Genomic DNA, 20,975 nt, shown 5'->3' on the forward strand with positions numbered 1-20,975 from the left:
AACACTAAATTAAACGCAGGATAGCTTAGGCGTGAAGTATGGGGGCGTGGTACCCTATCTTGGAAATGTTTCCGTCATTCAGCTGTTACTGCACATATTTTCTCGTGAGGGTTATGTTTGTAAACGAAAAGGAGTTGAAAACAGTGCTAGGACTTGATTATTTAAGAAAAAAACTCGACCAATATAGGCGAGGTGCTTTATATCGCAATAAGGTTTACGACATGAAAGATGTGGACGCAGAAGTAGGCATCACCATCCCGCCAGAACTTCGCCGACAGTACCGCGCAACGTCTGGTTGGTGTGCAAAGGCAGTTGATAGCATATCTGACAGATTGGTTTTTCGTGAATTTGCGAATGATACGTTCAACATTAACGACATTTTTAAAATGAATAGTTCGGACGTTTTTTTCGATGATGCTATTTTATCCGCCCTCGTAAACTCGTGTAGTTTTGTTTATATCTCACAAGGCGATGAAGAAGTACCGCGTTTGCAAGTTATTCAAGGTTCGGATGCAACTGGCGTATTAGATCCTATCACTCGATTGCTGACAGAAGGATATGCGGTGTTAGCTAGAAATGATCTTGGAAATCCAATTGAAGAATTACACTTCTTGCCAGATAGAACTGACCATTATAAGAATGGAGATTTATTCGTTTCTCTCCCACACAATGCAGGTTATCCGTTATTAGTGCCTATCATTCACAGGTCTGATTCAAACAAACCTTTTGGTCGTTCACGAATTACACCTTCTGCATTGTATTATCAAAAATATGCAAAACGCACCTTAGAACGTTCTGATATCACGGCAGAATTTTATTCATTTCCGCAAAAGTATGTAGTTGGTCTCTCTCAAAATGCTGAACCGATGGACACATGGAAAGCGACTGTTTCTTCAATGCTTCAATTTACAAAAGATGAAGATGGAGATAGTCCTAAAATCGGACAATTTACCGTTCCTTCTATGACGCCATTTACCGAACAACTTCGTACCGCAGCCGCAGGGTTTGCTGGAGAAACAGGGTTAACAGTGGATGACTTAGGGTTCGTTACTGACAATCCATCGTCTGCTGAAGCGATTAAGGCAAGTCATGAAACATTAAGATTGCAAGCAGAAAAAGCGCAAAGGGATTTCGCGTTAGGTTTATTGAATGTGGGTTATCTAGCGGCATGTTTGCGTGATGGTTTTCCTTATAAACGTAATCAATTTTATCTAACAACTGCTAAATGGGAACCAGTATTTAAGCCAGATGCATCAACTATTTCTTCATTAGGTGATGGAGCAATCAAAGTCAATCAAGCAATACCTGGCTATTTTGATAAAGAAAACTTGCGTGACATGACAGGGATAGAAGGTGCTAATAGTGGACAATGATATCGTACCTGAATTGCTAGAAAACATAAAAAAAGATTTCAATAAAAACATGCGTAAAAGCAGCCGGTTAAAAGCTATTTCAGAATTAATCAAAAACGGTAATGCGAGTTATTCAGATGCAAATGAGTATGCGATTGAGATAGGTGAGCTTCTAGCTAAATCTTTCAATCGCTTTTTAACTGTCGATACTTTGCCTGATGGGCGCATGTATTACAACATTGCAGAACGCATCTTAAATGACACATTAAACACAAATCACGCATTGGTTTCTGCAGCAACATCTGAAATTCAAGGCAAATTAAATGTAAAAGCCGGTTTCCAGATTAAAGGAATCGCACCTAAATTAAATCAAGATCGAATTGATGGATTAATCGAACGTGTATCGAATGAAGAAGTATTTGAAGAAATTAAATGGATTTTAAAAGAACCGATTGTAAATTTTACTCAATCCATTGTAGATGATTCGATAAAAGAGAATGCGGAATTTCATTCTCAATCTGGTTTGTCGCCGAAAATCATAAGAACTGTTGATGGAGCAAATGCATGCAGTTGGTGCAAAGAGGTAGCTGGTGTTTTTAAGTACCCGGATGTTCCTGAAGATGTGTACAGACGGCACGATAGATGCAGATGCACAGTTGAATACGATCCAAGCGACAGCAAACGACAAAACGTATGGACGAAAGAATGGCGATAGTTCCTAAAGGCTAGGAAAAGGCTAAAAAAAGGAATGGATAAAATGGAAAAGCGAATTGGCTCACAGAAGCCAACTAAAAAGCTGTTTTTGCCATATCAAGAAACGATAGCAGATGAAGCCGTTGAATCTTATGAGAAATCGGGCCGGAAAGCTTACGATTGGCAAAAGAATCTAGTTAATCCAATGATGGGTTTAAATGACGATGGATTGTGGACGCATTTAAAGTTTGGTTTTTCTATCCCACGGCAAAACGGTAAAAATGAAGTGGTGGCCATTCGTGAATTTGAAGGATTAAAACGAAGCGAACGAATTTTGCACACGGCCCACAGAACCACTACCAGTGCTGCTGCATTTAATCGTTTGTTAGGCATTATGGAATCAAGCGGTTTGGAAGAAAAAACACACTTCAATAAAATTAAGGCGACTGGTCGAGAAAGTATTGAATTAATCGACGGTGGTCGTATTGACTTTAGGACCCGAACGTCATCTGGTGGTTTGGGAGAAAGTTTTGACTTATTGGTTATTGATGAAGCGCAAGAATACACCACAGACCAAGAATCGGCATTGATGTATACGATCGCTGCAAGTCAGAACCCACAGACTGTTTATTGTGGAACGCCACCTACGCCAATTTCAAGCGGTACGATTTTTAATGACCTTAGAAATATGGTTTTTGAAGGCGATTCAATCGACACAGGTTGGGCCGAGTGGAGTGTGGAAGAGCAATCAGAAATGCGTGACGTTGAATTGTGGTATAAAACGAATCCAAGTTTAGGTTTGCGTTTATCTGAGCGTAATATCCAATCAGAAGTACGTGGCGATGAAATAGACTTTAATATTCAACGTTTAGGACTTTGGATTAAATACAATCTTAAGTCAGCTATTAGCAGAGAAGAATGGGACAGATTGCAAGTGCCGGCATTGCCTAAACTTAAAGGCAAATTATTCGCTGGTATTAAATACGGATATGATGGCACCAATGTGGCTTTATCCATCGCGGTCAAGACAGATGACGACAAAGTGTTTGTTGAAGCTATTGATTGTCGTTCGATTCGCACCGGTAACAAGTGGCTTATTGATTTCTTACTTAAGGCAGATGTTCAAGAAGTTGTTATTGATGGAGCGAGTGGTCAAAATATCCTAGCAGAAGATATGAAGAAAGCTAAATTAAAGAAACCACTATTGCCCACAGTAAAAGAGTACATTGTTGCGAGTTCTACTTTTGAACAATCGTTATTTCAAGAGAATATTTCGCATGCAGGTCAACCCTCTCTCTCTGAGGTCGTAACAAACAGCGAAAAACGAACCATCGGAACACAAGGAGGATTTGGATATAAATCACAGTTAGATGATTTTGATATTGCGTTAATGGAAAGCATGATTCTTGCGAACTGGTCATGTGTGACGGCTAAAGAAATTAAAAAACAAAAGATTCAATATTAAGGGTGGTTGTTTAGATGATAGGTAATTTACGTTTATTCATTCATAAGTTTATAAAACAACAAATAACATGTGAACACGACTATAAATACCATGAATTGTACGGACATCCTTATTGTCATTTTGACAAGTGTAAGAAATGCGGAAAAACTAAATACTGAACGTATAAAAATTATTAAGGGTGGTGATGACTTATCTATTCAGAAACATACCAAACTGAAGAATAGGAAGTGATCCAATGCTGAAATATGCCGTATCTAAATTATATTAGGAGTTGAAATAATGGACTTTGCAGAAGCTAAACAACATAAAGAACGTGGTATGAGTGTTAAAGATGTTTTAGAAAATGCTTTGAAATATTCAAGCGAAACAGAATCAATTGTTATCGTTCGTAAAATGAAGAATAGCGATGTGCCGACTAGTTTTAGTTGGGAAAGTTCTTTAGAAGCATTGGGAATGTTAGAAATAGCAAAAGCGGATATTGTGGGCTATATGGCAGAATAAAAGGAGTTGAAATAATGGACTTTGCAGAAGAGCGATGTAAAACAGACACTGTGAAACATATAAATCTAGTTAGAAAACATTTGTATAGTGTTATAGATGAATTAGATAAACGTGCAAAAGTTCATGATGATTCAAAACTAAAATCTCCAGAACTAGAGACGTTTGTTAAATTCACACCTAAATTAGCTGGTAGCACTTATGGTTCTGAAGAATACAAGAAAAATTTAGAAGGTATGCAAGTTGCGTTAAAACATCATTATGAAGTCAATAGTCACCATCCAGAACATTATGAGAATGGTATCAAAGGAATGGATTTACTAGATGTAATTGAAATGTTTTGCGATTGGAAAGCTGCCACTGAAAGACATGAAGATGGGGATATAAATAAATCAATAGAAATTAATCAGAAAAGATTTAAATATTCAGATGATTTGAAAAACATATTTAAAAATACTGTTAACGTATTAAATTAAGTCACTCATTCGTGGGTGGCTATTTTTATTGCATTGAAGCGACCAAAGTAGGATGTCGTTAAACCTCAACTACGGCCGTCGGTGTCGTTGCACCGTCAAAAAAACGAAGAGGAGAAATGAATTATGGATAGAAAGTTTTTAGAAAGTTTAGGTTTAGAAAAAGAAGCGATTGATAAAGTAATGGCTGAACATGGCAAAACTATTCAAGCAGCAAAACCTACCGATTACGACGATTTGAAAAGCGCTAAGGAAACTCTCGAGAAACAAATCGAAGAATTGAATGGAACGTTGACTGCTACGAATGATAAATACACGCAACAAGAATCAACTTTAGGCGATTTACAAAAACAAGTTAAGTGTTACGAAGTAGATACTTTAAAAACTCGCATTGCTAGTCAAGCTGGATTACCACTTGATTTGGCAGGTCGTTTATCGGGTGAAACAGAAGAAGAAATCAAAGCAGATGCTGAGAAGTTCGCTTCATTCGTAGGCAAACCTGCTCCATTGCCGCTTAAACCAACAGAACAAACGAACGATAAAACTTCACCGTATAAAAATATGTTAGAAAATTTGAAATTAGAAGGAGAGTAACAAATTATGGTATTAGAAAGAGGAAGTTTATTTGAACCAACATTAGTAACAGATTTAGTATCGAAAGTACAAGGAAAGAGTTCGTTAGCAGTATTGTCTGGACAAACTCCAATCCCATTTAATGGTCAAAAAGAATTTGTATTCACAATGGATTCAGAAATTGATGTTGTTGCAGAATCTGGCAAGAAAACACATGGTGGTATTTCTTTAGCGCCTCGTACAATCGTGCCAATCAAAGTAGAATATGGTGCGCGTGTTTCTGATGAATTTTTATATGCTGCTGAAGCTGAACAAATCAGTATTTTACAAGCGTTTAACGATGGATTTGCTAAAAAAGTCGCTCGTGGTTTAGATTTAATGGCGTTTCACGGTGTTAACCCACGATCTGGAACTAATTCTGCTGTAATCGGAACAAACCACTTTGACGGATTGGTAACTCAAACAGTAACTGCTACAGTTGATGCTAATGCAGACATTGAAACAGCTGTTGGTAAAGTTCAAGAAGCTGGTGGAGAAGTTAGTGCATTAGCAATCGCTCCTGCATTCCGCACTGGTTTAGCTGGATTGACTAAAACTGATGGTAACGCAATGTTCCCTGAATTAGCTTGGGGCGGCGCACCTGCTACATTGAACGGTGTTCGTGTGGACGTTAACAAAACTGTTTCTGATATGTCTACTGATTTGGCAGTTATTGGCGATTTCGTTAGTTCATTCAAATGGGGATACGCAAAAGAAATTCCTATGGAAGTTATCCGCTTTGGTGACCCTGATAATTCTGGTTTAGACTTAAAAGGTTACAACCAAGTTTACATTCGTGCTGAACTTTATCTTGGATGGGGTATTTTAGAGCCTAACAACTTTGCTCGCGTTATTGAAGCAGGTGCATAATCATGAAATACGAAAATATTAAAACTGGGGATATCATTGATATCCCTTATAAAATTAAAGACGAAAATTTCAAACCTGTAGAAGATAAGAAACCAGCGCCTAAGAAAGAACCTCGTAAAACAAAGGAGTGATTACATGCTTGATTTCGCTACCATAGAAGACGTTAACCGACTTTGGAGAGAATTGACCGTAGAAGAAATTGAACGTGCTGAATCGCTACTAGAAGTCATTTCTAACAGCCTTCGGGTTGAAGCGGATAGTGTGGGCAAAGATTTAGATTTAATGGTTGCAGCTTCACCTGTTTATGCAAGTGTTGTTAAATCCGTTACAGTCGATGTCGTTGCTCGTACTCTTATGACATCCACTAATCAAGAACCCATCACACAGGCATCTGAATCTGCACTAGGTTACTCCTGGTCAGGTTCTTATTTAGTGCCTGGTGGCGGTTTGTTTATCAAAAAAACAGAACTAGCTAGATTAGGTTTGCGCCGTCAACGTTATGGGGTGATTGATTTTTATGAGCAAGATAAAAGGCATAACGATTACTTTAGTGGATAAAATTAAATCTAATGAAGATCCTTTTGGTAATCCAATCTTTACTGATGCTGAAATACCTATTGAAAATGTGTTGATTAGTCCTACATCATCCGATGATGTGGTCAATCAACTTGATTTAACAGGTCGGAAAGCCGTTTACACTTTAGCAATCCCTAAAGGCGATACGCACAATTGGGAAAATAAAGAAGTTAAGTTTTTTAATCAAAGATGGAAAACGTTTGGCATTCCACTTGAAGGAATCGAACATTTAATCCCACTAGATTGGAACAAGAAAGTTATGGTGGAGCGTTATGAGTAAAATGCAATTCAAATTAAACAGTAGTGGTGTTTCAAGCTTGTTAAAATCAGCTGAAATGCAAAGCGTTCTCGAAAAGAAAGCTACTGATGTCAAAAACAGATGTGGCGATGGTTACGAACAAGATATTTATGTTGGTAAAAACCGTGCAAATGCAATGGTTCGTGCTGAAACAACTAAAGCTAAAAAAGATAATTACAATAACAATACTTTATTAAAGGCGGTGCGGTAAATGATAGAGATAATCATAAAACAATTTCTCGACGGTCATTTGTCTGCACCGTCTTTTTTGGAATTACCGGCAACTAAGCCTGATAGGTATGTCGTTTTCGAGAAGACAAGCAGCTCGAAAAGCAATTATTTACCTTCGGCAACATTTGCATTTCAAAGTTACGCTAAAACGATGTATGAAGTAGCATTATTAAATGAAGAACTAAAAGAAGTCGTTGAAAATTTAATCTTATTGAATGAAATCAGTGGGGTTAGATTAAACAGCGACTATAATTTCACAGACACAACAACAAAAGAATACAGATACCAAGCGGTATTTGATATTAATCATTATTAGGAGGAATACGAATGGCACAAACAGCAAATGTTTCAACAGCTAAACCGAAAGTAGGAGGGGCAATTTATTCAGCTCCTTTAGGTACAGCATTACCTGCAGATGCAATTACAGACTTAGCAGCTACATTTAAAAGTTTAGGTTACATCTCAGAAGACGGTTTAACGAACTCAAACACACCTTCATCCGAAACAATCAAAGCATGGGGTGGAGATATCGTTGCATCTGTTCAAACAGAAAAAGAAGATACATTCACTTACACATTGATTGAAGCGACTAACGCTGACGTTTTGAAAGAAATCTATGGTTCTGAGAACGTTAATGGAACTTTAGAAACAGGCATTGTAATCAAAGCAAACTCAAAAGAACTAGAAGAACATGTCCTGGTTGTGGATGTGGTCCTTAAAGCAGGCGTTTTAAAACGTATCGTTATCCCTAATGGTAAAGTTTCAGAGATTGGCGAAATTAGTTACACAGATGCCGATGCAATTGGATACGAAACAACTATTGCAGCTATGCCAGATACAACAGGTAACACGCATTACGAATACATTCAAAAACCAACAGCTGGCGGTGAAGAATAATGGTAAAAACTAAATCAGGATTCGAAATTGAATTATCTAAAGATCGATTGAACAACTATGAATTGCTAGAAGCTGTTAGCGAAATTGATGAAGATCCATCTGCCATTACAAGAGTATTAAAACTGCTCTTAGGAAAAGAAGATACCAATCGTTTGAAAGATCACATAAGAACCGAAGATGGAATTGTTCCAGCTGATAAGTTGACTGATGAAATCACAGAAATGTTCCAATCTATGGTTGAAACAAAAAACTCTTAGTCCTTGCTAGAATGATAAAAACTGACGAGGATGCGCTGATTTGTGACCTCGCAGAAACTTATCACATATACGATTACAGACAGTTGCCACTAAAAATGGTAGCTGTTTTTTCTGTTGGTTTGAGGAATAACTCACGCATAAAGATGAGGATGAACAAACAACCTGTCGAATTAGACACTCTTTTACTGGCTGGAATCAGTGATAAATTAAGCACGATGATGTGGTGGCAAACCAAAGACGGTCAAAAAGGTGTCAACAGACCAGATTCATTAGTAGACGTGATTACAAATAGTCAACCAAAAGAAAAGAATGTGATTGCATTTAGTTCTGGCGAGGACTTTACAAACAGAAGAAATGAACTCCTAAAAAACACGAAAGGAGGAAAATAATTGGCAACAGAATTAGGTCAAGCTTATATACAAATTATGCCTTCAGCTAAAGGTATATCTGGCTCTATTCAAAAACAATTTGATCCAGAAGCTGAATCTGCTGGTAAAAGTGCAGGTAGTAAGTTAGGTGCAGGATTAAAAATAGCAGCAGTAGCGGCAGTTGCAGCAACAGGTGTTGCTTTAGGTGCAATTATTGGAAAGTCTTTGACAGAAGGTGCAGCACTCCAACAATCTTTAGGTGGTATCGAAACCCTATTTAAAGGTAGCGGCGATAAAGTAAAAGCCTATGCAAACGAAGCTTATAAAACAGCTGGGTTGTCTTCTAATGCTTATATGCAAGCTGTTACAAGTTTTAGTGCGAGTCTTTTGCAATCTATGGGTGGAGATACTGAAGCTGCGGCAGATACTGCAAATATGGCTTTAATAGATATGTCCGATAACGCAAATAAAATGGGTACTTCGATGGAAAGTATTCAAGATGCTTATAAAGGCTTTGCAAAGCAGAATTATACGATGCTGGACAATTTAAGTCTTGGTTACGGTGGGACAAAAACGGAAATGGAACGTCTCTTAGCTGATGCCACGAAATTAACAGGTGTCAAATACGATATAAGCAATTTAGGTGACGTTTACGATGCTATCCATGCAGTACAAGAAGAAATGGGTATCACAGGAACAACAGCTGAAGAATCTGCTGCAACATTCAGCGGGTCGCTCGATTCAATGAAAGCAGCTTTTGCAAACGTAATGGGTGGTCTATCACTAGGTCAAGATATTAAACCAGCATTACAAGCTTTGGCCACAACCACATCTACGTTCTTATTTGGTAACTTTTTACCAATGGTAAAGAATATTTTATCCGCATTACCAGGAGCCATTGCTACATTATTCCAATCAGCTGCTCCATTATTTATGCAGGCAGGAACTGATTTTTTAAATAGTTTAGGTATTGGAATAACTGGAGGTATGGGCGGTTTACTTGCAACAGTTATGACAACCATTGCTCCAGTTATCAATGCATTTAAGACAGCTTTTGGACAGTTACCACTCTTGTTTCAAACAATTGTTGGTGCCATTTCTCCAATCATTAGCACAATAGCTACTGCTTTTACTCAACTAGATTTTAGCGGACTCCAAACATTAATTTCGGCTATTGTTCCAGCTATAACAAATGCTTTTAGCGTGATGATGGCAATTGTTGCTCCAGCCATTGATATGGTTGTTGCTTCATTTGTTAGAATGTGGAATGCGGCTCAACCGTTAATATCTGTTTTAGCAAGTGCTTTAATGCCAGTTTTACAAGTTGTAGGTGCATTTATTGGTGGAGTATTAAAAGGTGTTTTAATGGGTATTTCAGCCACATTCGACACGATTACTTCAGTAATAGGATTCTTAACTCCAGTTATTGCAGTTTTAGTTAATGGTTTTAAAGCAATCGTTCCAGCATTAACCACAGTAGCTACATGGGTAGGGACAGTTATTGGGTTCTTCATGAATTTAGGCGGAGCAGGAAATTCTTTAAAATCTATTTTAACTAGTGCGTGGTCAAATATAAAAAACGGCATCTCTCTTGCCGGTTCGGGAATTTCAGCTGTTATCAATGTTATCAAATCAGCATTCAGTGGTGTAGGTTCAGCAGGTGGTGTTCTTAAAGCTATTTTAAGTGGCGCTTGGAACGGCATTCGTTCTGTTATATCCGCGGTAGGAGGAGCAGTTGGCGGAGTAATCAACGGTATCAAATCCGTATTTAACGGATTGAAAAGTACAGGTACTTCACTAAGTTCAGGAATTTCTGGAGCTTTTAACGGAATGAAAAACGTTATTTCGAGTGTATCTGGATCAATCAAATCAACGATAGATACTGTTAAAAATGTATTTAACAGCTTGAAAGATATCGACATAAGTGGTGCAGGTGCAGCAATCATGGATGGTTTCTTCAGTGGATTGAAAAAAACTTGGGGTAAAGTTACAGACTTTGTTGGAGGTATTGCAGGTTGGATTGCTGATAACAAAGGCCCGATTGACTACGATAGAAAGTTATTGATACCCGCTGGTGATGCTATCATGGGCGGTTTGAATTCAAGTTTGCAAGATAAATTTAAAAGCGTGCAAAAGACAGTTTCCGGAATGGCCGGAGCATTATCTGACCAGTTTAGTGTAGAACCTTCAACGTTTGAAGCAACGAAAAATGTTGTTTATGGACTATCAGCTAGTCAGTTTAAAGCACAACTTTCTTCAAGTAATTATCGAGGGAACGACAATTCAGAAATGATTCGATTATTAAAAAATTTAGGTAACTTAACTGTTGTTTTGGAAGATGGAACGATTGTTGGAAAGTTAGCTCCAGCATTTAACCAATATTTAGGTAATGAAGCGAATATGAACAGGAGGTATGGCCGATGAGTGGGTTTATATTTAATGGAAAACATATTAATGAAGAATTTCCAAATTTAAAATTAGTTGAACGTTCTACACCACCTCCTGAAGATATTCCAATTAAAGATTCTGTTATCGGTATGCAAGGAGACTATGATTTTACAATTGCTTTGTTTGGCGAACGGCTATACGAAAATAGAGAACTAATTTTTGTTTTTAACGGTAAAGAACTAAACAATAGCAATAAAACTTTTAATAAAAGAATGTTAGAAAACTGGTTATTAAGTGGAAGTTATATGCCATTATATGACGACAAAGAGCATATGCATTATTATATGGCGAGGTGCGTAGATGTTAAATTAGAAAGCGATGATGGGATACTTAAAGCTCCTTACACGCTAACGTTCGATGCTTATCCGTTTAAAATAAAAAAAACAATTGAAGGTAGTCCGTATTGGGATGATTACGATGTGTCTGATTATTATCAAAAAACTAGTTTTGAATTAAGGAGAACGACATTTAAATCATTACCAATCGGTGAAGTTGGAACCATTGGAGCATGGTCCACTCAATATGATGGGTTTGAGAGCATAGCGAAACAATTATTAGGCCAATCTTATACAATTACTGATAAAAGAACAACAAGCCAATCTGTTAGTAGTTACTCTTATTATTTAAGTGGTTTAAATAAGTGGGTAATCGAACAAGATATTGTTCAAACACAGAATGGCGCACAAAAAATTGATTTATTTAATAACGGAGTAGCTTCAATTATTCCTAAAGTTACAGCGACTGGACCAATCACGATCATTCGTGGCAATGAGGTGTTTAATTTATTTACTGGTGTAACAGAATCTGATCTTTTTAGAATAAATGTCGGATACAACCATTTAGTTGTTGCTAGCGGAACTGCAGCGGACATTAAAATTGAAATGCACAAGGAAGTGATTTAATGTATCGAGTAATTGTTTATGATGGACCAAACGACGGTATTGGAACACTTATTCATTCTACTTATGCAAACACTCAAAAAGTATCATCTGGTAGCGTTCAGCAAGTTGTTGAAGGGATTGACTCAATGGACTTTACAATCAATCCTAGAAACGCTGGTTGGGGAAAAATTAAGCCGTTAACCACATTGATAAAGGTAATGAATATAAAAACAGGTTTAAATGAGTTTGAGGGTAGAATACTAAAGCCAAAACAAAACATGAGTGCAGGTGGATTATTTACGATTCAATATGAATGTGAATCATTTTTAGCTTATTTATTGGATTCTTCTCAAAGACATGATGAGATTCATAACAAAACCATAGCACAATTCTTACAAATTATTTTAGATAATCACAATTCGCAAGTTGAAGCTCATAAACGCTTTAAATTAGGTAATGTTACTGTTACGAATACGACCGATAACGTGTATCGATATTTAGGTTACGAAAGCACTTACGACACAATCAAAGATAAGCTAATCGATAGATTAGGCGGTTATTTAGTCGTTCGGCATGAAGCAGATGGTTTGTATTTAGATTATCTAGCAGAAGTAGGAACACTGTCCACAACCACAATCAATTTAAAACGTAACCTAAAAAGCATGTCACGAGAGATTGATCCGACGGAAGTTATCACTCGATTGGTTCCTTTAGGCGCTCAAATCGACAGTGAAGATGAAGGCTCGACTGACGCTAGTAAAGCAAGGGTAGATATCAAAACAGTCAATGGTGGATTAGATTATATCGATGATGTGAAACTGATTGCTGAGTTTGGTATTATCGAAAAAACCATCACGTTTGACGATGTTAACCAGCCAAATATTGTAAAAAATAGAGGACAGCAATACCTAGCTAGTCAAAAAACATCTAAGAATGCATTTGAATTAACGCCGCTTGATTTAAGTTTAAATGATTTAGATGCTGAAAGTATCGTTCGCGGAGATTGGTACCAAGTTGAAAACCCTATATTTGTTATCAATGAGCCGTTACAAGTCGTTCAAAAGAATTTAAATATCGTTAATCCGTTGGACATCAAAACAACGATAGGTGATAAGTTTAAGACATTAACGCAGTATCAAGTTGAAGCTAATAAAGGTTTGAAGCAATTCGATAAATTAAGAACAGCAGTAACGAATCAATCCCTAACAATAGCAACATTAAAAAAATCAAACACTGAAATTACAGCAAGCTACAACGCTATGCAACTATCTTACAATAATTTAGCTACAACGTTAGAAATTGACGCAGATACTGGAACAAGTTTAGCGTTGAATCATCTGAAAACAGCTATTGATAATCTTGGAGACAAAATTGTCAGTTATGGCGCAGCAACCAGTTCAAGTGATGGTTTAATGAGCTCGGCAGATAAAATCAAGTTAGATAACTTGAGAGAAGCGACTCAATCACAGAGTGGTCTTTTAAGTGCCACCGATAAGGTTAAGTTGGATTTAGTTGTTACTAGTAGTAGAATTGATTTAAACGATGTAATGGCAAGAATAATAGCTTTAGAAAACCCTACAGTATAGATAAGGAGTGATAAGATTTGGTAGAAACAACTGAAGAGTATCGCACAAGAATCAATCAACTACAATCAAGTATATTATCAGAACCGTACATGAAAAAAATGCGCCCGGATATAGCAGAAGGAATTGGTAAAACAGGAAATAGACAAGCGGATTTAGAAGTTAAAATAGAAAAACGACAACTAGCGATTGAGGTAGACCAAATACGGTTACAAGACGGTTTTTCAGCGGCACAACAAGATGCACGTTCTACTAGTCCAAACGGTGCTGAACTAGCTGTAGCTGCTGGAAAGTACGGCACTTTGGACGCTAGATTGAATGCAAAAGAAAAACAATTAGCACAAAAAACTTTTTTTGCGGATACGGTGGCGGTTATGAAGACCATAAACTATCTAAAAGGAGACGTCATTTATACCAAAGGCTATTACGAAGCGAATGATGGTGGGGCAGCCGAATATCATGTAACAGATACCGTATTGATTGATGAAGGAACGTTTTCACACACGCTAGCTGGTGGGTTGTATGCCGAATTAGTAGCTGTTAAAGAAGTGCACGTCAACCAATTGGGTGCAAAGCCGAACTACTGGGGCGACGACATAGATAACTTTTCGATCATTCAAAAAGCCTTTGACAGTAACGTCCCTACTATCCAGTTTCAAGGCAGCGGGTACTATGTACGAGACGCGGGCAAACGGCTAAACACAAAACGAAAAGTGACGCTTGAAGGAAACGGGGCGACGCTGCTAGCAAGTAACGGGGTATTCCTAGACACGAACGGATCTGCTAAAAAAGTCACAGCTCGAAACTTAAACGTCGTATCAAACAACACACACGACGGCGATCAAGAAAGAGTGGGCGTAGGGATTGAAATGGCTAACTTAATAGCGGGCGTTCCCGCATGGGGCGCTTGTGTCGATTTTACCAACATAAGGTCCGAAGGCTTTAGCGTAGGAGTTAGAGGAGATTGTCTTTTTCAAGCAAAAATGGACAACGTCGCTGCACCCTATTGCAACATTTCGTTTGATTTAATTTCGTCACCTATTTTTAGTAATGTGAATACGTTTAATCAATTAACAGCCATGTACGCTAAGTACGGAATCGTGATGGAAGATTTTCGTAATGCTATCTTTACGAATACGACAATCGAAAATGTGGACTATGGCGTCGTCGTAGATACAGAATCGGAGTTAACGGTTTTTGAAACCAACTGGTTTGAATACATTCATAACGCGCCCGTTGTATTTGGAAAAGTAGTACGTGAAAGCATGACACTAAAACGATCAAACAAAACAAACACTTCCGTGACTTTTAAAGGCAATCGCTATTCTCTCAGCGAGTACCAAGAAGGAAAAGAACACTCTGATTTATTTTTCGACAAGTCTACTTCGTTTTCTTCTAGCTATAAAAAGGCGGACAAGGCAAACTCAGACTATACAGAATTGATGACTAGCGGCGTTGCTTACAAAAACTTAAGTCCGGATACGCTAGCAGTAACTTATCAAACCGGTGGTGTCTTGACAAACACAACTAAAGCTACTCCATTCGGTCAAAAAACTGTTTTGACAGCAGCAGGCGTTGATCTTTCAAAACCGTTTTTCGTTCACTGCAATTACAAAGATTGGATTCCGTCACACGTGTATTTGTTAAAAGTTAGATTACGAGTAAGCAAGCCTTTGAGTACGATGCTAACCGTGCCTTCCAGCCCTGCTGCTTTCACGGACATATCAAATTCCACATTAGTTCCAGCGGAAGCTTGGACAAATGTATCCTCTATTGTCAAAATGAAAGAAACGTTTTCTGGAATTGTGTTAGACGACGGTGGAAGATTTGGGTTTAGTTTTTATGGTGACCCAAGCGGGACCGCAGATATAGATGTTATTGAACCAATGATTGTTGATTTAACTGTCATTTTCGGTGCAGGTAATGAACCGGATGTCGGTTTGAACAAGGAGATAGGAAACCACTTAACTTACGTTAATCAATATGTAACTAGCAAAACCGGAAACCAGTCAGTTGATGTCAGTAATAAAAAGCGGGTGACCGTTTCACTACAAAACGGCTGGACGGGATCTGCTTCCTACAAATATTTAGGAAACGGATTGACCGAAATAAGCGGATACGAATTGGGTACAGGTGCTATAGCCTCTGCAGGCGTTCTTTTATTTACAATACCTTTAGATTATGCGCCTATCGCATCATCTATACAGATGGCTTTAGTCACCAATATAGATCCGTTTAACAAAATGATGACCGTCATTGTAAAAAAAGACGGAAAGGTAATGATCCAACCCTTTGTGGGTCATGAGATAGCAGCAAATTCACCTTTAGCATCCGTTCAGTTTCATTTTGTTATAGCTTCAAATGTATTATAAAAGACAGTATTAGATAAAGGTAACCTTAATCGGTTGCCTTTTTATTATGCAAAAGAAAGGTGGTCAGCAATTGGAATGGAGTGTACATGTGTCACAAATAGCAACTCTCATCGGTTCGTTCACAGTAATTGGTAGTGCGTTGATTTGGGTTTACAAAAAACTAGTATCTGATCCCGATAAAAGAATGGCCGAAAAGATTCAGAGAGAAAATTCGGAGTCGTTAAAAAAGACCGTTGAACCATTAACGAAGTCAATCGAGTTGTTGAATCACAATTTAGCTGAAAGCGAAAAAGATAGAATCCAGTTGAATAAGCAGATGGGTAAACACAATGTGATTTTAAACAATCACGAAACAAGAATCACGGTCTTAGAAGACTGGAGAAAAGGGGAAATTTAATATGGAAAGTATTTTAACAACATTAATTTTATCAGCAATTGGAGGAAGCATTGTTGTTTCCGGAATCACAGAAGTTGTGAAGCAAAATAGCAAACTATCAGGCATTTGGGTAATCGTATTTGCTCTCGTGGTAGGCGTGGTTCTGTTCGGTGCAATTGCTTTGGTATTTGACCTACCACTTGCTGAATCGTTGCTAACTGGATTTTTGACAGGCTGGGCGAGCGTTGGGGCATTTAACTCTTACGACCAAACTAAAGGAGGAATTTAATCATGGTAGAAATCAAAAAACAACATACAAAAGTAAACTTCACCAATGTAAATATTAAAGTAGAATACATCGTAGAACACGATACGGGCGTCCTAGGTCAGACAGCTAAAAATAATGCTGACTATTTTGAAAAGACAAACCGTGGAGCTTCTGCTAATTACTTTGTTGATAAAACATCTATTTACGAAGTTGTCCCTCCAGGTAAAAAAGCTTGGCATGTTGGTGACGACCGTGATGATTCTGACGATGGTATCAACAACGGCAATACTATTGGTATTGAGTTGTGTGCTGAGAAAGATGGTACTTTCCACCCAAATACATTAGCAAACGCTGCTTGGTTGACTCAGAAACTTATGAAAGATTACAATGTACCAGCTAAAAAAGTAGTTCGCCATTATGATGCTTCTGGTAAAAATTGCCCGCAAAGAATGAACACTGATGGAAAATGGACATTGTGGTATAAGTACCACAAACAATTAACAGGAGCTACATCTGTATCTGTCCCTTTACCTTCAAATAACACTAAGGAATCACAGCATACCGTTAAATCTGGCGATACTCTTTGGGGATTGTCTAAACAGTATAATGCAACTGTTGCTGACTTGAAGAAATGGAACAACCTTAAATCTGATATTATTGTTGTAGGCACTAAATTAAATTTAGGAAATAACGTTAAAGTGCCTACTGCAAATCCTACACCTGTTGCAAGTACTCCAAAAGCTACCAAATCTATTCAACAACTTGTCAATGAAACCAAAGCCGGTAAACATGGTAATGGAGATGCGCGCAAGAAATCATTAGGTTCCAACTATGATGCAGTAATGAAAGTTATCAACGGTGGCTCAAAACCTGCAGCTAAACCAGTCACTAATAAAAAACGTGTCTATCTTCCCAAATCAGCTAAAACGTGGAGAGTTTACAAAACTTCAGGACCATATACTACTGGTAAAGAAGTTGGATTCTTAGCACCAGCACAATATGGCGGTTTGAATTATGAAATCATTAAAGCATTAGCTACTGATGTTTATGAAATTAAAACAAGTGCATTTGGCAACGTAGCAATCTATGCTGCTAAATCTACTGGAGCAACAATTAAATAAATTCTAAAGTGGTCGAAATCGACCAGTTATGAAAAGTAAGTATAACCCTATCTCTTAATTGAGGTAGGGTTATTTTTTTGCTCAAAATTCGTCAAAAAAGTCTTCTACAGATTTTATTTTTTCTAAATACTCATTAATCATTAAGTCAGCAAAATATTGAGCTTCATCGATAGTTCTGAAAGGATAGGTAGATAAATCTTTTTCGTAACTAATATTTACATATGGCGATTTTATAACGGATATAAAAGCCTCTATCTTTAATCCTTCATGTTTAAAACATACTATTCTTAAATCTGGTGGTAAAAATTCTACAAATACCTTCATTTAAGATTCTCCTTTTAAATGTGATACTTACAATATACGCAGATTAATTTGAATGATTTATTTTTGTTATAATTTATTCATCATCCTACTCGTTAAAGTTTAGAACTTACTAGTTACTATAGTAGGTTCTTTTTTTATCGCTCAATGGATTGGCAATTAGTATAAGCAATCCTTTTAGCTATAAATTCCAAACTATGTCTAATTGTTCGCCATTTACAGTGATAGTATCAACAAACGTGTCCATTATTTTTATTTTTGCTAATGTATTTTCTTCTTCCCAATTAAAATCATTTAGATTTTTTAAAGACTCTTGTATAACTTTTTCATCCTTTTTATAATCTATTTCATTTAAAAGTAAGTCTAAGTTAATTTTTTGCACATTTAATTTTTCAATGCGTCCGTTTATTTTTTCAGGTGTTATTGATCCGAATTGAAATAATTCGATTAGTTTTTCTATTTGATTATCAATGGATTTTATTTCTTTTTTTATCGTTGACCTTTTTTCGATATCACCATTTTTTTCTGGAACAGTCAAATCTTTCAAAGTTAGTTTTTTTAATCTTTCAATAACTCGATTTTCTAACTGTTCTACGTTATATCTATTATTATCGCATTTTCTATCTTTAATTAGTTTTGGAGAACTCCAATTTTTAGAGGAACAAGCATATTTAATGTATCGATACTTTTTGCTGCCGGTAACTTGTCTATAGTATTTTGCACCACATTTACCACAATACAACTTACCATTCAATAATCCCTTTTGTTCGTGGCCAGAGTAGTTATAAAGTATTCTGCTATCTCTTATTTTTTGAGCAGCATTGAAAGTTTCTTCATCAACAATTGATTCGTGTTGTCCGTCGTGTATTTCTCCAGCAAAAGTTACTTTACCAATATAGAGCGGGTTAGAGAGTACACCTTTAATTTTAGTTCTTGTAGTTACTTGTTCTGGATATTTGTCGTGCAGTTCCATAACTATTTGACGAACACCTTTCTTTTGGAGATATAGACTATATATTTCTTTTACCACCATAGCTTCAAATTCATTTACTATTAACATATGATCTATATAATCGTATCCAAGTGGCGTAAAATTACCGCCTCCATGATACAAACCCGTTTTCGCTCTCTCTACACGACCCATCGTTAAACGTTCTGTAATCGTATCTCTTTCGAGTTGTGCGAACACAGATAAAATACCAATCATAGCACGTCCGAAAGAAGAGGTAGTGTCGAACGATTCGCTCATTGAAACAAAGTTAACGTTATTTTTTAGAAACACATCTTCAATTAAATAAAGAGTATGCTTTTGAGAACGGGAAAGTCTATCTAATTTATAAACAAGAATAATGTCTAATTTGTTATTTTTAATATCTTCAATCATACTTTGGAGACCTGGTCTGTCTAGTTTTGCACCACTATGTCCAGGATCTATATATTTTGCTACTAAGTTGTAATCTTTTGCTAAAGCAAAGTTAGTTAGCCTTTCTTCTTGTGCTTGTAAAGAGTAACCTTCTTTAACTTGCTCAAATGTGGAAACTCTTAAATAGATACCAGCCCTTAATTTCATTTATTTTTCCTCCAATATATGATAAAATTAAGCAAAGCAAATAGCACCGTATGACAGCGTGGCATTTTGCATAATATTATGGTGAACACCACTTTCGCTTTGGTCGGGGAGAGTGGTGTTCTTTTTTTATATTAATGTAAGTTAATTAATTCTGTTTCAGTTCCAAAAGCGCCAGTAGCAACTTCTAATTGTGTTTTTGTAGAGTTTGCTTGTTCTTCAGAAATATCAAATACAATTTTTCCTTGCATTTCAATATCAGGATTTAAGTTTTCTAAGAAGAAAGAGTTTGTAATTTGTCCATCGTCTCCTTGATTAGCAGACATAGAACCCGCAGCATCTGCTTCAAAACTTTTATCACCTTCTTTTAATTTGAAGAAAGAACTATCAACCATTACAGCTTCGTTTCCGTTATTTTTAACTGTTAAATCCACAATCAAGAAAGTTCCTTTAGCTTCTGTAGGCATGATGCTTGGACCAACTGATTTGCTAACTTCCAATCCATTAACTGTATATTCCATATCTCCAACGGTCACTACATCGCCAACTTTAAATGTTGGTTCTTCTTTAGCTGGAGTTGATTCAGTTGTTTCTTTTGTATCAGCAGCAGTCGTGTCAGATGTAGTTTCTTCTCCGCCTAAACCTCCACCAATAGCAGCTACAACAATAACAGCTAAAACCCAGAACCAAACTTTCTTATAAAAAGGTTTTTTTAATTTACCTTTCACTTCATTACCGTGTTCGTCAAACAATTTCTTCTTCGCCATTTTTCATTCCTCCAATGTATATGTATTTTTTATTACCCCTGCTGATTGGCAACCGGCAGGGATATTTTTTTATTTTTTAAACAAGTCAAATATTGAGAATGTTGTCTTTTTGTAAACTGCATTATAAGCAGCTTTCTTAGGATCTTTAATCCATCCAGAACCTTTTTTACCATAGAAAGGAATGACTGATTTTTTAATTGCTCTTTTAGCCCTGCTAGTAGTTCGAGCTCTAATCAATTTCTTTAAACTTGGTTTACGCATTCCGAACTTCATTTGATCGCTCCTTTTTATGTAATGATTTCATTATAACGCATGTACCAATTATAATGTTACCTTTTATTTAATTTTGCCTTCCCAACCTATACCTAAATTATACTTTTCTAAAACACTCGAATAATTGAATTGTCCTTCACATTCATTTATCAAGTATTTAATCATAAACTTAGTTGCTTCGTTTTCCATTTTAGAACGGTATGATTTATTGCTATATAAAGAAGCTAAATCCTTATGATTAAGAACATGTCCTAATTCATGAAGGATGACCTCTTTTTGTTTTTCCTCATCTAATAGTTGATTAATGAAAATGATATTTAGAGCAGGATCATAATATCCATTGCTCTCAATACTTATCAAAACTAACTCAATGTTATTTAGTTCAAGTAAATCAAAGACGCTATCCAT

General features: G+C 36.7%; 27 protein-coding genes. 22 read left to right on the forward strand and 5 right to left on the reverse strand.

Annotated features, from left to right (window positions below; genetic code table 11):
• Positions 1 to 113 precede the first annotated feature (113 nt).
• The 22 genes from BLT48_RS13200 to BLT48_RS13300 all read left to right on the forward strand — a co-directional run bounded on the left by BLT48_RS13200 (position 114) and on the right by BLT48_RS13300 (position 17,639).
• On the forward strand, positions 114 to 1,373 hold the full coding sequence (locus tag BLT48_RS13200; protein ID WP_089978558.1) for a phage portal protein: 1,260 nt from the start codon (positions 114 to 116) through the stop codon (positions 1,371 to 1,373).
• Positions 1,363 to 2,067 carry a hypothetical protein gene (locus BLT48_RS13205; protein ID WP_089978561.1) on the forward strand — a complete coding sequence of 235 codons (705 nt, stop codon included), beginning with the start codon at positions 1,363 to 1,365 and terminating at the stop codon, positions 2,065 to 2,067. Before BLT48_RS13200 ends, BLT48_RS13205 begins: the two co-directional genes overlap by 11 nt.
• Positions 2,068 to 2,100: 33 nt before the next feature.
• On the forward strand, positions 2,101 to 3,510 hold the full coding sequence (locus BLT48_RS13210; RefSeq protein WP_089978563.1) for a terminase TerL endonuclease subunit: 1,410 nt from the start codon (positions 2,101 to 2,103) through the stop codon (positions 3,508 to 3,510).
• A 279-nt stretch (positions 3,511 to 3,789) separates the two neighbouring features.
• Complete coding sequence (locus BLT48_RS13215) at positions 3,790 to 4,011, forward strand: hypothetical protein (protein WP_089978565.1); 222 nt, start codon at positions 3,790 to 3,792, stop codon at positions 4,009 to 4,011.
• Between the two features lie 14 nt (positions 4,012 to 4,025).
• Positions 4,026 to 4,484 carry a DUF5662 family protein gene (locus BLT48_RS13220; RefSeq protein WP_089978567.1) on the forward strand — a complete coding sequence of 153 codons (459 nt, stop codon included), beginning with the start codon at positions 4,026 to 4,028 and terminating at the stop codon, positions 4,482 to 4,484.
• A gap of 123 nt (positions 4,485 to 4,607) precedes the next feature.
• On the forward strand, positions 4,608 to 5,075 hold the full coding sequence (locus BLT48_RS13225) for a phage scaffolding protein (RefSeq protein WP_089978569.1): 468 nt from the start codon (positions 4,608 to 4,610) through the stop codon (positions 5,073 to 5,075).
• Positions 5,076 to 5,081: 6 nt separating this feature from the next.
• Positions 5,082 to 5,963 carry a phage major capsid protein gene (locus tag BLT48_RS13230; RefSeq protein WP_089978572.1) on the forward strand — a complete coding sequence of 294 codons (882 nt, stop codon included), beginning with the start codon at positions 5,082 to 5,084 and terminating at the stop codon, positions 5,961 to 5,963.
• A 2-nt stretch (positions 5,964 to 5,965) separates the two neighbouring features.
• Entirely contained in the window at positions 5,966 to 6,094 is a 129-nt protein-coding gene (locus BLT48_RS14365; protein ID WP_267462131.1) for a hypothetical protein, read from the forward strand.
• 4 nt (positions 6,095 to 6,098) lie between these two features.
• Positions 6,099 to 6,521 (forward strand): phage Gp19/Gp15/Gp42 family protein, encoded by a 423-nt coding sequence (locus BLT48_RS13235; protein WP_089978573.1) that lies wholly within the window; start codon positions 6,099 to 6,101, stop codon positions 6,519 to 6,521.
• Positions 6,481 to 6,819, forward strand: coding sequence for a hypothetical protein (locus tag BLT48_RS13240; protein WP_089978576.1), 339 nt, complete (start codon positions 6,481 to 6,483; stop codon positions 6,817 to 6,819). Before BLT48_RS13235 ends, BLT48_RS13240 begins: the two co-directional genes overlap by 41 nt.
• Entirely contained in the window at positions 6,812 to 7,048 is a 237-nt protein-coding gene (locus tag BLT48_RS13245) for a hypothetical protein (RefSeq protein ID WP_089978578.1), read from the forward strand. The genes BLT48_RS13240 and BLT48_RS13245 overlap by 8 nt, the downstream gene beginning before the upstream one ends.
• A complete protein-coding gene (locus tag BLT48_RS13250; RefSeq protein WP_089978580.1) occupies positions 7,049 to 7,384 on the forward strand; it encodes a hypothetical protein in 336 nt (111 codons plus the stop codon).
• Positions 7,385 to 7,395: 11 nt separating this feature from the next.
• Positions 7,396 to 7,965, forward strand: coding sequence for a phage tail tube protein (locus BLT48_RS13255; RefSeq protein ID WP_089978582.1), 570 nt, complete (start codon positions 7,396 to 7,398; stop codon positions 7,963 to 7,965).
• Positions 7,965 to 8,222 (forward strand): hypothetical protein, encoded by a 258-nt coding sequence (locus BLT48_RS13260; RefSeq protein WP_089978584.1) that lies wholly within the window; start codon positions 7,965 to 7,967, stop codon positions 8,220 to 8,222. The genes BLT48_RS13255 and BLT48_RS13260 overlap by 1 nt, the downstream gene beginning before the upstream one ends.
• An 11-nt stretch (positions 8,223 to 8,233) precedes the next feature.
• Positions 8,234 to 8,611, forward strand: coding sequence for a DUF5361 domain-containing protein (locus BLT48_RS13265; protein ID WP_089978586.1), 378 nt, complete (start codon positions 8,234 to 8,236; stop codon positions 8,609 to 8,611).
• Positions 8,612 to 11,014, forward strand: coding sequence for a phage tail protein (locus BLT48_RS13270; RefSeq protein ID WP_176944142.1), 2,403 nt, complete (start codon positions 8,612 to 8,614; stop codon positions 11,012 to 11,014).
• Positions 11,011 to 11,940 (forward strand): hypothetical protein, encoded by a 930-nt coding sequence (locus BLT48_RS13275; protein ID WP_089974654.1) that lies wholly within the window; start codon positions 11,011 to 11,013, stop codon positions 11,938 to 11,940. Before BLT48_RS13270 ends, BLT48_RS13275 begins: the two co-directional genes overlap by 4 nt.
• The gene (locus BLT48_RS13280) at positions 11,940 to 13,505 is read left to right on the forward strand and encodes a phage tail spike protein (RefSeq protein ID WP_089974656.1); all 1,566 of its coding nucleotides are present in this window, start codon (positions 11,940 to 11,942) and stop codon (positions 13,503 to 13,505) included. The genes BLT48_RS13275 and BLT48_RS13280 overlap by 1 nt, the downstream gene beginning before the upstream one ends.
• A gap of 17 nt (positions 13,506 to 13,522) precedes the next feature.
• Positions 13,523 to 15,874 (forward strand): hypothetical protein, encoded by a 2,352-nt coding sequence (locus BLT48_RS13285; RefSeq protein ID WP_089974658.1) that lies wholly within the window; start codon positions 13,523 to 13,525, stop codon positions 15,872 to 15,874.
• A 70-nt stretch (positions 15,875 to 15,944) separates the two neighbouring features.
• Positions 15,945 to 16,271, forward strand: a complete 327-nt coding sequence (locus BLT48_RS13290; protein ID WP_089974660.1) for a hypothetical protein — start codon at positions 15,945 to 15,947, stop codon at positions 16,269 to 16,271.
• Between the two features lies 1 nt (position 16,272).
• Positions 16,273 to 16,539 carry a hypothetical protein gene (locus BLT48_RS13295; RefSeq protein WP_089974662.1) on the forward strand — a complete coding sequence of 89 codons (267 nt, stop codon included), beginning with the start codon at positions 16,273 to 16,275 and terminating at the stop codon, positions 16,537 to 16,539.
• A 2-nt stretch (positions 16,540 to 16,541) separates the two neighbouring features.
• Positions 16,542 to 17,639, forward strand: a complete 1,098-nt coding sequence (locus tag BLT48_RS13300; protein WP_089974664.1) for an N-acetylmuramoyl-L-alanine amidase — start codon at positions 16,542 to 16,544, stop codon at positions 17,637 to 17,639.
• An 81-nt stretch (positions 17,640 to 17,720) separates the two neighbouring features.
• Here BLT48_RS13300 and BLT48_RS13305 read toward each other — a convergent pair whose 3' ends face one another.
• From BLT48_RS13305 to BLT48_RS13325, 5 genes are all read right to left on the reverse strand, one after another.
• Entirely contained in the window at positions 17,721 to 17,963 is a 243-nt protein-coding gene (locus tag BLT48_RS13305; protein ID WP_089974666.1) for a hypothetical protein, read from the reverse strand.
• A 178-nt stretch (positions 17,964 to 18,141) separates the two neighbouring features.
• Complete coding sequence (locus tag BLT48_RS13310) at positions 18,142 to 19,530, reverse strand: recombinase family protein (protein ID WP_089978505.1); 1,389 nt, start codon at positions 19,528 to 19,530, stop codon at positions 18,142 to 18,144.
• 131 nt (positions 19,531 to 19,661) lie between these two features.
• Entirely contained in the window at positions 19,662 to 20,294 is a 633-nt protein-coding gene (locus BLT48_RS13315) for a DUF4352 domain-containing protein (protein WP_089978508.1), read from the reverse strand.
• Positions 20,295 to 20,363: 69 nt separating this feature from the next.
• Entirely contained in the window at positions 20,364 to 20,567 is a 204-nt protein-coding gene (locus BLT48_RS13320; protein ID WP_089978510.1) for a hypothetical protein, read from the reverse strand.
• A 63-nt stretch (positions 20,568 to 20,630) separates the two neighbouring features.
• Positions 20,631 to 20,975 (reverse strand): ImmA/IrrE family metallo-endopeptidase, encoded by a 345-nt coding sequence (locus tag BLT48_RS13325; RefSeq protein ID WP_089978511.1) that lies wholly within the window; start codon positions 20,973 to 20,975, stop codon positions 20,631 to 20,633.

Origin of the sequence: Carnobacterium viridans (assembly GCF_900102725.1) — a bacterium.
Classification (GTDB): Bacteria; Bacillota; Bacilli; order Lactobacillales; family Carnobacteriaceae; genus Carnobacterium_B; species Carnobacterium_B viridans.

Bases quoted from the DNA above. Each gene is read 5' to 3' on its own strand.
- BLT48_RS13200 (WP_089978558.1), top strand. From the start codon at position 114: ATGTTTGTAAACGAAAAGGAGTTGAAAACAGTGCTAGGACTTGATTAT.
- BLT48_RS13210 (WP_089978563.1), top strand. From the start codon at position 2,101: ATGGATAAAATGGAAAAGCGAATTGGCTCACAGAAGCCAACTAAAAAG.
- BLT48_RS13215 (WP_089978565.1), top strand. From the start codon at position 3,790: ATGGACTTTGCAGAAGCTAAACAACATAAAGAACGTGGTATGAGTGTT.
- BLT48_RS13220 (WP_089978567.1), top strand. From the start codon at position 4,026: ATGGACTTTGCAGAAGAGCGATGTAAAACAGACACTGTGAAACATATA.
- BLT48_RS13225 (WP_089978569.1), top strand. From the start codon at position 4,608: ATGGATAGAAAGTTTTTAGAAAGTTTAGGTTTAGAAAAAGAAGCGATT.
- BLT48_RS13230 (WP_089978572.1), top strand. From the start codon at position 5,082: ATGGTATTAGAAAGAGGAAGTTTATTTGAACCAACATTAGTAACAGAT.
- BLT48_RS14365 (WP_267462131.1), top strand. From the start codon at position 5,966: ATGAAATACGAAAATATTAAAACTGGGGATATCATTGATATCCCTTAT.
- BLT48_RS13235 (WP_089978573.1), top strand. From the start codon at position 6,099: ATGCTTGATTTCGCTACCATAGAAGACGTTAACCGACTTTGGAGAGAA.
- BLT48_RS13240 (WP_089978576.1), top strand. From the start codon at position 6,481: ATGAGCAAGATAAAAGGCATAACGATTACTTTAGTGGATAAAATTAAA.
- BLT48_RS13245 (WP_089978578.1), top strand. From the start codon at position 6,812: ATGAGTAAAATGCAATTCAAATTAAACAGTAGTGGTGTTTCAAGCTTG.
- BLT48_RS13250 (WP_089978580.1), top strand. From the start codon at position 7,049: ATGATAGAGATAATCATAAAACAATTTCTCGACGGTCATTTGTCTGCA.
- BLT48_RS13255 (WP_089978582.1), top strand. From the start codon at position 7,396: ATGGCACAAACAGCAAATGTTTCAACAGCTAAACCGAAAGTAGGAGGG.
- BLT48_RS13260 (WP_089978584.1), top strand. From the start codon at position 7,965: ATGGTAAAAACTAAATCAGGATTCGAAATTGAATTATCTAAAGATCGA.
- BLT48_RS13265 (WP_089978586.1), top strand. From the start codon at position 8,234: ATGATAAAAACTGACGAGGATGCGCTGATTTGTGACCTCGCAGAAACT.
- BLT48_RS13275 (WP_089974654.1), top strand. From the start codon at position 11,011: ATGAGTGGGTTTATATTTAATGGAAAACATATTAATGAAGAATTTCCA.
- BLT48_RS13280 (WP_089974656.1), top strand. From the start codon at position 11,940: ATGTATCGAGTAATTGTTTATGATGGACCAAACGACGGTATTGGAACA.
- BLT48_RS13295 (WP_089974662.1), top strand. From the start codon at position 16,273: ATGGAAAGTATTTTAACAACATTAATTTTATCAGCAATTGGAGGAAGC.
- BLT48_RS13300 (WP_089974664.1), top strand. From the start codon at position 16,542: ATGGTAGAAATCAAAAAACAACATACAAAAGTAAACTTCACCAATGTA.
- BLT48_RS13305 (WP_089974666.1), bottom strand. From the start codon at position 17,963: ATGAAGGTATTTGTAGAATTTTTACCACCAGATTTAAGAATAGTATGT.
- BLT48_RS13310 (WP_089978505.1), bottom strand. From the start codon at position 19,530: ATGAAATTAAGGGCTGGTATCTATTTAAGAGTTTCCACATTTGAGCAA.
- BLT48_RS13315 (WP_089978508.1), bottom strand. From the start codon at position 20,294: ATGGCGAAGAAGAAATTGTTTGACGAACACGGTAATGAAGTGAAAGGT.
- BLT48_RS13320 (WP_089978510.1), bottom strand. From the start codon at position 20,567: ATGAAGTTCGGAATGCGTAAACCAAGTTTAAAGAAATTGATTAGAGCT.
- BLT48_RS13325 (WP_089978511.1), bottom strand. From the start codon at position 20,975: ATGGATAGCGTCTTTGATTTACTTGAACTAAATAACATTGAGTTAGTT.